This window comes from Flavobacterium sp. 1355, assembly GCF_017833415.1.
In the GTDB taxonomy this organism is placed as follows: Bacteria; Bacteroidota; Bacteroidia; order Flavobacteriales; family Flavobacteriaceae; genus Flavobacterium.
The window spans coordinates 110563-122262 of record NZ_JAFICC010000005.1 but is presented as its reverse complement, the minus strand read 5'-3'; the positions used below and the strand labels follow the sequence as shown (position 1 = coordinate 122262).

The window sequence follows — 11700 nt, the reverse complement described above, 5'->3', positions numbered from 1 at the left end:
ATATAGCTAAATTAGGTTACAACATAATATTTAAAGTACAAAATAAGCGTTTCGTTTAACAGCTGCTTGATTTAAAGTATTGAAATAGAACAATTACAATTATGCAAGAATGACTGATGGAAATATATGTAGTCGTACTTTTAAAGCTTTTATAACCAAAGAATGTTCCTTGCAGAGTGTAAAAATTTTGAGCGTTTTATTGACCGTACTACTTTTCTCAATAATTACAATCGGTTTGAGTACAATATCGGTTATCTCTGAAAATTCATCTGATAGTAGTATAGTTGCACGGGCTGTACTTTTAAAACTTTTAAATTTTATTCCTTTATGTTTGGCTGTACTAAAAAATGCTGTCATATACGAACTTTCTACGGCGGCGAGAAATAAATGTTCTGCTGACCATGCATCGTCGTTTAGATTTTTTAAACACGAATAAGACGACACCTCTATATCATCGCTAAAAATAACGGTACTTACACTTGCATTTTGATTTGCGTTACATTTCAAATCTACCTGATATTCCGCTGAAGTCTCCATATAATGATTTTTTGAAATATAGAAAGCAATTCTCCACTGCTTCAAATCAATTTAACTGCTCATAACCGTACACTAAATTAGTGAGTTACCAAATAAAAACAAATGATATCAAACATATCGTTTTAGGTGTTAAATATTCAGACTGCGGTTAAAAGTGCTAAAAGTCATTATTAGAAATGATTCAGATCATTTTTACTCTTTGTGTTTTAATGCAATTTTACAAAGCTATTTTACAGCAATTTTTAGATACCTGATAGTAAACCGGCTTCTAATGATTTGTAAAAACTGAACCTAATCTTAACAACTAAAAAAATAGTGAGCCATGGAAAATCAACAATTATTTGTAGCAAATTATAAAACACTGCAGCAGGCTGAAGATGCAGTCAAAAAACTAAAAAAAAGTGGTTGTGACATTACAAAATTTTCAATAATTGGTAAAGACTGTTATACAGAACAAAATGTTCTTGGATACTTTAACATTTACGACAAAATGGAAAAATGGAGCACTACCGGCTTATTTGCTATAGGACTAGCCGGACTATTATTTGGACTTCTTTTTATTTTCAACTTCACCGCGAGTCTTCCTTACTTTAGAATACCAATAATATATGCCTGTGCAGCTATACTTTTAGGAGCTACTCTGCCGCTTATCGGTATGGGATTTTCAAAAGAGAAAAACATAAAATATAAAACCGAAGTAAAAGCCCGAAAATATGTGTTAGTTGCTCAAGAAACAAATACCAAGATTGAAATGATACGCAACATACTGGAAATTCATATTCCTAAAGAAAATTCAATAGCAGAGAAAGAAAGCCGAATGCTTTTAGAAAGTCAAAGTTTCGAATTATAAAACAAATTCAAGATCAGTCGCTTTATTAACTATCAAAATGAAATTTAAAATGAAAACAAATGAAGAATTGCAAAGAGATGTTCAGAATGCCATTAAATGGGAGCCGCAGCTACATGCTGCGGAAATTGGTGTAACTGCAAAAGATGGTGTCGTAACCCTTATGGGCACTGTGGATGCCTACTATAAAAAAATTGAAGCAGAAAATGCTGCTAAAAATGTTGATGGCGTAAAAGCAGTTGTCGAGGAAATTGAAATTAAATATTCAAGTAATACGAAGTCTGATGAAGACATTGCCAAGGATGTTTTGAAGGCTTTGATAGATAATTGGACTGTTCCCCAGGAAAAAATTCAGGTCAAAGTTGAAAAAGGATGGGTTACCTTGGAAGGTGAGGTAAGCTGGAATTATCAAAAAGAAGCTGCAACTAAATCTATCAGCCATCTTACTGGTGTTAAAGGAGTAACCAACCGTGTCAAAATCAAGTCCGAGGTAGAAAATGAAATTGAGAAAAAAAATATTATAAGAGCCTTAGCAAACAACTGGTCACTGCACTCTGAAAATATACTTGTTAGGGTCGATGGTACAAAGGTGATGTTAACCGGGGCTGTTTCTTCGCTTTATCAAAAAGATCTGGCAGAAAAAATAGTTTGGAAGACCCCGGGAATCTGGTCCGTAGATAATCAACTTGTTGTGGAACATAAATATGCCATAACAGAATAAATTTTAAAGGGAGATTAAATTCTCCCTTTTTACAAGCTTTTAAAAAACAGACAGCAATTTGATTTTTACAATTCTTCCCAATAATTAACCTTAAAACAAAAAGTTATGAAAACAATAATAACCTTAATGGCAATTACAGCAATCACAGCTGTAATTCTTGTCAATAATATAAGACAAAACTCTATAAAAACAAACTCTTAACTATCAATATCATGGAGGCAAGCTGGATAATATTAGCATTTATGAGCATCGTAATTTTAATTGTGATGATTTACATCTTTATACAAAACAATAAAGATCGCAAACAATACGAAAAAGATTTAAACACACCCCCTAATCTTTATGAAGAGGAATCCGAAGTAAATGACTTAGATAAATTTTGATTTTTATAAACATCATAAAATATGAAAAATACAATACTATATCTGCTGTTTGTTATTACAACAGCGCTGACTCTAGTGAATCGTTATACCGCTTTTTATATTAATAATTCAAAACTTCATTTTATCATCTTTTTTATTGCTGCCTGCACATTTGTGTTTATTATCGGCCAGTTAACCGGAAAATTAAAAAGCTACAAATCACAGTTAATGACTTTCATTCTGGTAGGAATTTTATGTTTTATACAATCCTTTCTAACTTGGGGTGGTGACTGGAAAACACAAACAATTTTATACCAAAACCTAATAAATAAAAATAAAACCATAGAATTTCAAATGCGCGGTGATCGTTTTTCATTTGGGTATAAAAAACGTGTTATAAACAGATTAAAATTATTTCCCGGATTTGACTGGAATACTGAGATTGACACTACAGCCATCAATCACAGGCAATGGAAAAAAATGGACCTGTATGTCAATGAAATGAAGTTAGCTTCAAAATAGCACTAAAAACGCGATTTCTCATCAAATTAAAAATAGCCGCAACCTTTTTCTATTATAAAAAACTTCGAAAGCATGAAAAAAATACTTGTTACAACCGACTTATCTTACCATTCCAAACCAGCCGTACGTTTTGCCATACAGTTTGCCTCACAGACTGGGGATGAACTTACGTTTTTATATGTAAACACATCATTTGTTATTGACCCCTGGTCAACTGTTGCTTTTGCCGGCCTTTCTGAGCCTGATACTAAAAAACAAGAGCAAGTTCTTATCAAATTTATACATACACTATACAGACAAACCAATATCCAACCGGGTAAAATAAATTATAGAGTTGAAAACAAACTAGATGTAAATGAAGCTATTTTGGACTGTGTAAAAACAATCAAGGCCGATTACATTTGTATGAGCACAAGAGGAGGCGGAATTGTAAATAAGCTACTGGGCAGTCATACTACCAGAATTTTACAAGATTCTCCGGTTCCGATACTGGTTGTTCCTAGGCATTACAGAATAAAAAAATTAAGCAATATTTTATACCCGTCTGATTTAGAAAACATCGAAAGTGAACTGCCTCTGATTAAAAAATTTGCAGCTTCATTTGATGCTTCAATCGCAGTATTCCATTATGATTATTTTAAAGAGGAAGAAGAAATCAAAAAAAAATTTAATAAAATAGAACATAAATTCAAATCCGACAAAGTATCATTTTATTTCAAAAAATTAAACCCGGAAGTGTCTTTATTGCGCCATCTGCAAATTGACATTATGAAAACCAAACCTTCTATTATAACCATGTTTAACAAAGAAAACCGAAGCTGGTTTGAGCAACTACTTGATCCCCTTAAAACTTCTGAAAAAGGTTTTAATACAAGAACACCAATGATTGTTTTTAGAAAAAATAAATAATTACGGCCAAATTCAGATAAAGCAGCTTGAACTTTAAGTCTTTCCTGAGTCTGCTTTATAGAGTAAGAGTTATCAAATGTTTTCCCAACGATTTTTTAATCCCTCAGTATTGCTGCTTAATGCAATTATGTTTTAGTCTGGTTGAACCCTAATTCAAAAACCGTCACAATGAAAATAATTAAATGGATTACTATAGTGTCTTGCGTTTTATTGATACAATGTTCAAGCTCCAATATAGTGAGTTCCAGAATGATTTTAGAACCAATTAATTTGGAAACTGGCCGAATTGTTGTAGTTGCAATACTTAAAGAGGAGGACAAATCACTTTGTAAGCAAATGGAAAATCATCTTGCTGCTGATCTTTGCAACCTTGGTTATGATGCCATTTCTTCTATTGAACTATATGGTTTTAAAACAATTGAAGGACTTGATGAGAAACAGATTGTTTCAAAATTAATGAAAGATGACATACCAGCAGTTTTAACAATCGTATTACTTAGTAAACAAAAAGAAAAAAATCATGTACCAAAAAGCATGTTTGATTTAGAAGAAAGGTATAATACCAATGATTTTTCAATTTACTATACAGCTATTCATAACAAGATTTACGAAGAAGGATACTATGTTAACAATACTAATTATTTTTGGGAAAGTAATCTTTTTAGTGTTTCTGACCAAAAGTTTATATATTCTGTACAGACACAATCCTTTAATCCTTTCAATAAGGCAAGCCTGGCACATGAGTATGGAAAATTAATTATAGATGATATGCTCAAAAATAACATTATTAAAGATATTCATAAAAGTAGGGAGTAAAAAACATGGCTTTTACTTAAGATGAAAAACTTAATCAGGATATCGAGATTTCAGGAAAATTAAATACGGCCAATAGGTATTTGTTGAATTTTTGGTTTTAATCCATAATGTTTAATACTATGTTCAATGATAAAAAGTCTTGCCTCTTCAATATCATCTGTTATCATAAATAACTTCGAATCAGCATCATTGATGGTTCCCTGCTGCTTCATAAGGTTAATATGTTCAATAAGTGCTCTATGATATTGTGCATTGAAAATTATAATTGGAAAGTTTTTAATCTTGCCGGTCTGAATTAGTGTAAGAGCTTCAAAATATTCATCTAACGTTCCAAAACCACCAGGCATGACGAAAAAGGCAAAAGAATATTTTACCAAAAGTATTTTACGAATAAAAAAATGTTTTGTTTCTACCCATTTATCAAGATAAGAATTGGGCATTTGATCAACCGGAAGTTTAATATTACATCCTACAGATTTCCCTCCAACTTCTTTTGCTCCGCGGTTTGCTGCTTCCATAAGCCCAGGACCGCCTCCTGTCATTATCGTAAAACCAAGTTTGGCATATTCACCGGCGGCTTTTCTGGTAAAATCATAATATGGATGATCTTCATTAAAACGTGCTGATCCGAAAAAAGTAATGCAAGGACCAATATTATATAGTTTTCTAAAGCATCTTATGAGTTCAAATAAAGTAGCCAATATAAACTTCAGTTCGGTAAACCTAGATTGCGGGCCTTCTAAAAACTGAATTTCAGATATATCAGTTTGGGTTTTGTGTTGCATCATAATTTATATTATTTAACTGCTTAACATAGATAAGGCAGTTCGAGATTCACTTTTAAATGATTTACTACTTTGATGACGCCGGGGGTTTTATAAGCAATTCTTTCCGCTTCTTCTTTTTGAAAAAGAGAACCAACCATTCCGGATAACTGAACCGTTGCACCCGCAACCTGAATGTTAATTTCATCCATATCAAAAGCCCAATGTCTTTGCAATGCCTTTTGGAGTAATTCTTTTTCTACCTGATCACAATGTTCTTTTTTGAGTTTAATGTTATTGATTACACCTCTTATTCCTACTTGGTTTTCTACCAATTCCTGTGCAATGTCTCTCTGGAAATTCCAAGCTAATATGCCATCAAGTGTAACCAAACCTTTTTCTACCGTTATGGTGACAGAATTTTTTGGAACTATATGGTCCTCTTTAAAATGACTGACAAGCTCTTCTGCAATATGCTGGTCTGAAACTGCAGCTGATTTCTCAATTATTACCCGGATTTCATCTACAATTGCCGCTACTCCTTTAATTTTCTTTGCAGCATGCAGGGCTTCTGTTTTCTTTACAAGTGAATCAACATTTCCCGTAAGGGTGACTATGGCATCTTTTACAATCACACCAATTTCGGCTGCATGCAACAAAGGCTCAAATTTAATTGCTTCCTGCACCTCTCTTTGCAAAATTTCATTAGTTTTCATCTCTTTTTATCTTACTTATTAATTAAATTCTACCACCAGTTCATTATCCACACACCATACTCCCGGCGTATTCCATGCAATTCTTTCCGCTTCATCTTTCTGAAAAAGAGAATCAACTATACCACTGAGGTATATTGTTTTACCTTCAACTCTGACTTTTATATTGTCTACATCAAGAATCCAGCTGCGGCGAAGGGCTTTTTCAACAATTTCTTTTCCCAGTTCATTTTTTATCTCGGCTTCTATCTTTATCTTATCAATAACTCCCCGTACTCCGGGCAGGTAACGAATAGCATTATCTGCCGCTTTCCTTTGAAAATTCCAATGGAGAATTCCTTCAAGAGTTACCCAGCCATTCTCTACGGTAACTTTTAACCTATGGTCCGGAACAGCCCAGTTGCCATGCAGGGCTTTTATGACAGAGCTGGCAATATCGGTGTCGCTTTTAATGGCCGAAAAATATAAATCAACTTTTACATCATCTACAACTGCCTTTACTCCCGCTATACTTTTAACAGCATGCTCAGCCTCTTTTTTTTGAGTGTAATTATCCACTGTTCCGCTCAGGGTAACAATACCATCTTTGACATTAACATCAATTTCATTAGAGCTTAAAAGGGGTTCCCATTTGATGGCATCGATTACTTCTTTGCGCAAAACATCATTACTTTTTTTCATGGTAAAAAATTTTAAAATTCCACATAGACTACTATTATTTAAGCTTTTAGTCATTATTTTTTATCAAAATTCGAATAATGGAACCAAAATAAAAATGATCATTATCAATCTTAAAAATGATGTAAAGCATATTATTATAAAATCATACATTGTAGGTTTGGTAAATAAAATTGACTGCCAGTTCTGCTGATAAAATATCGTTAAAATAAATTGATTCGGGATTAATTATATCATGCTATAGTTGTTAAAACAGAATATCTTTTGTTTAAAAAGAACAGAGATTTATCTAATTGAAAATAATCTAATCTTAAGCAAATAAAAAAAATTAAGATATATAACAATTCGTTATTTCGTATATCTAAAAACAATACCCGAGATGAAGCTAATTACATTATTTCTTTTATTAACGGTGGTTCCTATAAATTGGGAACCTGACTTTAATAACGCCAAAAAAATTGCAAAGGAAAAACACGAATTAATCCTGCTGAACTTCTCTGGTTCAGACTGGTGTGGCCCTTGTATTGTGTTACGCAGAGACTATCTTGAAAGTCAGGTTTTCACCGATATGGCAAATGAAAATCTGGTACTAGTCAATGCTGATTTTCCGAGAAAAAAGAAAAATATCGGCACTGCCCAGCAGGTTAAAAGAAACGAAGATCTAGCCGAAATATACAATAAGGAAGGTAGTTTTCCTTTAACATTTCTTCTGGATGCCGATGGGAAAGTAATCAAAACCTGGCATGGAAAACCAGAAACTACTCCTGATGAGTGGACAGCCGAAATAAAAGCGATCTGTGGCAGCCGAAAATAACATACCCAAAAACCAAAAACATTCACAGTCCCTAAAACTAATGGGAAACAACTTTACTATTACCGTTGTTGCCGAAAACGAGAAGATTGGAAACGAGAATATTAATCTTGCCATTGAAGAAATCAGACGGATTGAAAAACTGCTGACAACTTACAAAGATGACAGTCAAACCAATCTCATTAATGAAAATGCCGGCATTAAAGCGGTAAATGTAGATCTGGAAGTTTTTAATCTTATCGAAAGATCCATCGGCATTTCGAAAATTACACAAGGCGCATTTGATATTTCTTACGGAAGTATCGATAAAAGTCTTTGGAATTTTGATAAAACAATGACCAGCCTTCCTGATATAATCACAGCAAAAAAAATGGTGCATCTTATTGATTATGGAAACATAATACTGGATAAAGAAAACATCACCGTATTTTTAAAAGAAAAAGGAATGCGTATTGGTTTTGGCGGAATTGGAAAAGGCTATGCCGCCGAAATGGCCAGAAGGTTATTGTTAAAAAACAATGTGCACAGCGGCATTATTAATGCCAGCGGGGACCTTGCAGCGTGGGGACTGCAGCCAGATGAAAGTAAATGGACAATAGGAGTGGCAGACCCGGATTCACCCAATGCCGCATTCTCCTATATGGAAATATCCAACATGGCAGTGGCCACTTCAGGAAATTACGAAAAGTTCGTGAACATCAACGGAAAAAAATATTCGCATACCATTGACCCGAAAACAGGGCTGCCGATAACCGGAATAAAAAGCGTGACCATAATTGCCCCTAATGCAGAATTTGCAGATGCAATGGCAACTCCAATAGCGGTTATGGGTATTAAAGCCGGCTTGTTTTTAATAAATCAGATACCGGATCTATATTGTATTATCATCGACGACGACAATAAAATTTACACTTCTAAAAACATTAACCTGAAATGAAAAAGCCAAAGCAAAAAAATCTCGCACTCCTATGCATTGCTTTTATCGGCATACTGCTCACTTCCTGCACTTCGGTAAAGGAATATCAGAAAGGAAAAATCAACGATTCTGAAATGGTGCTTTCCAATAGGAAAATCGAAAAAACAGAACTCAGTTTCCAATCCTACCGTGAAGGAGCTTCCGGAGCAAATTTAGGAAAAAGTGGCGGTGGCTGCGGTTGTAACTAATTTTCATACAATCAAAAATGAAAAGAATATTCATAACGGGGTTTGCCTTACTGGCAATATTTCAAACAAGAGCGCAAAATGTTCCTACTGATTCTACCAGTTATAAAAGCAAAAAATTAAAATTGGAAGAGGTAAATCTGGTTTCCAGTTATTATAAACAGGACGGAAACAATTCTGCCGTTACAGGAGGAATTGGTTCTGAACATCTTACCGACATTGCCAATACCATAGATGTTAAACTGGTAAAATACGGAGAGACAGGAATTAAACATACTTTTGATATTGAAGCCGGTATTGACCACTATACCTCTGCCTCATCAGATATGGTTGATTTGAGTGCCAATTCATCTGCATCCTCTTCAGACAACCGCTTCTACCCTTCTCTAACTTATCTGAGAGAAAACGAAGAAAAAGGAAGAACACTGGGAATCGGCATTTCATCATCGACTGAATTTGATTACCAGTCTTTTGGAGGTAACATTAGTCTTTCACAAAAAACAAAAGACAGAAACGGAGAATTTACAGCTAAGTTTCAAACTTTCATTGATCAGTTAAAACTAATTGAACCCGTTGAGCTTCGTCCTCCGGGTCAGGAAGGTTACGGAAGCGCGAACCGAAATACTTTTGCAGGAACTTTGAGTTATTCTCAGGTTGTAAACAAAAATCTTCAGGTAATGCTTGTAGGTGATGTTATCAGCCAAAACGGATATTTAAGCCTTCCGTTTCACAGGGTTTATTTTGCAGACGGTACTGTTCATCAGGAAAAAATGCCGGATACCAGACTTAAAATTCCACTGGGAATCAGGGCCAGTTATTTTTTAGGAGATAATGTAATAATCCGCGCTTATTACAGGTATTATACTGACGATTGGAGCCTCAGAGCACATACCGCTGATCTAGAAATTCCGGTGAAATTAACCCAGGCATTCTCTCTGAGTCCGTTCTATAGATATTATACTCAAACAGGGACTAAGTATTTCAAACCATATGGTGAACATACTGCCGCACACGAATATTACACCAGCAACTATGATTTATCGAAGTTTGACAGCAGCTTCTTTGGAATGGGTATGAAATTCACTCCACTAAACGGAATCTTTAGTCTTAAGCACTGGAATACGTTAGAAATTCGTTATGGTCATTATACCAGAACAACCAATATGACTTCGGATATTATTAGTATAAACATTAAATACAAATAGTTAAAAACTTAATTCATATTACATTCATTTAAAAAACCACCAAAGTCGTTTGACAATGGTGGTTTATAATTAGCTAATGAATGCTGTTTTGTCTGGAAATCATTTCATTCAGGAATTGAACAAACTTTAAAAAGAACTGTATATAATTTTGATCTAATAAGAAATTGGACGGGATACCTTTTTGTACCACAAAAAGCTAAGCCGATTTTAATGCAGCTCTCCTATAAAAAAATAAAGTTAGATACAATTGACATCAATCCCCAACGGGATATCCAAACCAAATTCATAAAGCCAATCTTTTCAAATCGTCCAAAAATTTTATAGTACAAAAAAATAGTGATAGCTCACTCATTAAAGAATATACCGAAGCCGTCAATAAAATAAGGGCCGTTTTATTGCACACTACAAAAAGTAAGGTCGAATTGCTTTCTAAGAGAATTGCAACAAGTCCTTTAATACCTACTATAAATACAAGTAATTCCTTGACCTTAATACAAAATGCCCTGACAGATTTTAAAGTTTTGAAAATTACTTATCAGTCGGAATATAAATGATAAAACCAAACGCCATATTGAGCCATTTGCTTTATATTATAACTTACAAGAAAGTTGGGCACTTATTGCCTTTTGCTTATTAAGGAATGATTACCGAATGTTTCGATTAGACAGAATTTCAAAAATTGAACCACTTGAAATTTCGTTTGAGCCACATAAACTAACTTTAAAAGAATTTTTGGACTTTAAAGAAAAAAACTTTGTTATACCTGACATACCGTTGTCATAATGCCATTATACTTTTGTATTATTAAATAATTTAAACAAAAATAATATGAATTTAGTATCATTAAGAATTATCACTGCAGACATTAAACGGTTAGTTCAATTTTTTGAAGGAGTTACAGGAATAACAGCCAAATGGTTAACAGACGATTTTGCAGAGATTAGTTCAAACTTTTCCACATTGGCAATTGGAAGTACACGGACATTAGCCTTCTTTGGAGAGGGAGTTGCTCAGCCAGCAGCGAACAAAAGTATCATCATAGAATTCCTTGTTGAAAACGTAGATGAAGATTATGAAAGAGTTAAAGTTTTAACCAGCGAAATTGTTCAAATCCCAACAACAATGTCCTGGGGAAATCGTTCAATACTATTTCGTGACCCAGACGGTAATTTGATTAATTTTTTTACACCAGTTAGTGACGAAGCAAAAAGGAAATCTGCATATAAAAAAGTCCAGCCGCTAACAGCGGTTTGCAAAAAATTGGGGTTTTGGTCTTGAATTCACACCTTGTTTTGTACTTTTGTGTTTAGTGATTTACTTAAAGTTTAGGCTAACCAAATCCCCAACATCTGCAAGCCACAAGACGTTAGTGGCAAAAAAAAAAACTTATGAAGTACTTACTTCTCAAAAGGACCACATTTACAAATATATTACAGCAGGTGGTAACTTTTCTCTCATCAATTGAAATTGATAGAGACAGATGAAATGGGAAGATATTCAACAAGTTTAAAATTTATAAATTCTCCATACTATTTTAATTTTAACGAAGACACTGATTACGCTGGATTTTATGTAAAAAATTCATCAGGTCAAGAATGAATTGTTGAAGCGACTAATAACGTTAATTGGAAGACTATCCCCTATTATTGATATT

Annotated in this window: 15 protein-coding genes; 11 read left to right on the top strand and 4 right to left on the bottom strand. The window is 33.8% G+C overall.

The window, feature by feature from the left end; genetic code table 11:
* Positions 1–99 precede the first annotated feature (99 nt).
* Positions 100–537, bottom strand: coding sequence for an OsmC family protein (locus JOD96_RS07840; RefSeq protein ID WP_209563724.1), 438 nt, complete (start codon positions 535–537; stop codon positions 100–102).
* A gap of 322 nt (positions 538–859) precedes the next feature.
* Here JOD96_RS07840 and JOD96_RS07835 point away from each other — a divergent pair, with 322 nt between their 5' ends.
* The 5 genes from JOD96_RS07835 (at position 860) to JOD96_RS07815 (ending at position 4714) form a co-directional block, all read left to right on the top strand.
* A complete protein-coding gene (locus JOD96_RS07835) occupies positions 860–1387 on the top strand; it encodes a hypothetical protein (protein WP_209563723.1) in 528 nt (175 codons plus the stop codon).
* Positions 1388–1436: 49 nt separating this feature from the next.
* Complete coding sequence (locus JOD96_RS07830) at positions 1437–2105, top strand: BON domain-containing protein (RefSeq protein WP_209563722.1); 669 nt, start codon at positions 1437–1439, stop codon at positions 2103–2105.
* A gap of 404 nt (positions 2106–2509) precedes the next feature.
* A complete protein-coding gene (locus JOD96_RS07825; protein ID WP_209563721.1) occupies positions 2510–2989 on the top strand; it encodes a hypothetical protein in 480 nt (159 codons plus the stop codon).
* Between the two features lie 72 nt (positions 2990–3061).
* Positions 3062–3898 (top strand): universal stress protein, encoded by an 837-nt coding sequence (locus JOD96_RS07820; protein ID WP_209563720.1) that lies wholly within the window; start codon positions 3062–3064, stop codon positions 3896–3898.
* A gap of 249 nt (positions 3899–4147) precedes the next feature.
* Complete coding sequence (locus tag JOD96_RS07815) at positions 4148–4714, top strand: hypothetical protein (protein ID WP_209563719.1); 567 nt, start codon at positions 4148–4150, stop codon at positions 4712–4714.
* Positions 4715–4773: 59 nt separating this feature from the next.
* Here JOD96_RS07815 and JOD96_RS07810 read toward each other — a convergent pair whose 3' ends face one another.
* The 3 genes from JOD96_RS07810 to JOD96_RS07800 are packed head-to-tail and all read right to left on the bottom strand — an operon-like array spanning position 4774 to position 6872.
* A complete protein-coding gene (locus JOD96_RS07810; RefSeq protein WP_209563718.1) occupies positions 4774–5502 on the bottom strand; it encodes a TIGR00730 family Rossman fold protein in 729 nt (242 codons plus the stop codon).
* A gap of 20 nt (positions 5503–5522) precedes the next feature.
* Complete coding sequence (locus tag JOD96_RS07805; protein ID WP_209563717.1) at positions 5523–6194, bottom strand: BON domain-containing protein; 672 nt, start codon at positions 6192–6194, stop codon at positions 5523–5525.
* Positions 6195–6212: 18 nt separating this feature from the next.
* A complete protein-coding gene (locus tag JOD96_RS07800; RefSeq protein ID WP_209563716.1) occupies positions 6213–6872 on the bottom strand; it encodes a BON domain-containing protein in 660 nt (219 codons plus the stop codon).
* 376 nt (positions 6873–7248) lie between these two features.
* Between JOD96_RS07800 and JOD96_RS07795 the strand changes: the two genes are divergently transcribed.
* The 6 genes from JOD96_RS07795 to JOD96_RS07770 all read left to right on the top strand — a co-directional run bounded on the left by JOD96_RS07795 (position 7249) and on the right by JOD96_RS07770 (position 11324).
* The gene (locus tag JOD96_RS07795) at positions 7249–7683 is read left to right on the top strand and encodes a thioredoxin family protein (RefSeq protein ID WP_209563715.1); all 435 of its coding nucleotides are present in this window, start codon (positions 7249–7251) and stop codon (positions 7681–7683) included.
* 40 nt (positions 7684–7723) lie between these two features.
* The gene (locus JOD96_RS07790; protein WP_209563714.1) at positions 7724–8617 is read left to right on the top strand and encodes an FAD:protein FMN transferase; all 894 of its coding nucleotides are present in this window, start codon (positions 7724–7726) and stop codon (positions 8615–8617) included.
* Positions 8614–8844: a DUF4266 domain-containing protein gene (locus JOD96_RS07785; RefSeq protein WP_209563713.1), complete on the top strand. Its 231-nt coding sequence runs from the start codon at positions 8614–8616 to the stop codon at positions 8842–8844. The genes JOD96_RS07790 and JOD96_RS07785 overlap by 4 nt, the downstream gene beginning before the upstream one ends.
* A 17-nt stretch (positions 8845–8861) precedes the next feature.
* Positions 8862–10046, top strand: a complete 1185-nt coding sequence (locus tag JOD96_RS07780; RefSeq protein WP_209563712.1) for a DUF3570 domain-containing protein — start codon at positions 8862–8864, stop codon at positions 10044–10046.
* Positions 10047–10580: 534 nt separating this feature from the next.
* Entirely contained in the window at positions 10581–10829 is a 249-nt protein-coding gene (locus tag JOD96_RS22600; protein ID WP_209563904.1) for a WYL domain-containing protein, read from the top strand.
* 45 nt (positions 10830–10874) lie between these two features.
* The gene (locus JOD96_RS07770; RefSeq protein ID WP_209563711.1) at positions 10875–11324 is read left to right on the top strand and encodes a VOC family protein; all 450 of its coding nucleotides are present in this window, start codon (positions 10875–10877) and stop codon (positions 11322–11324) included.
* The last annotated feature ends 376 nt before the right edge of the window (positions 11325–11700 follow it).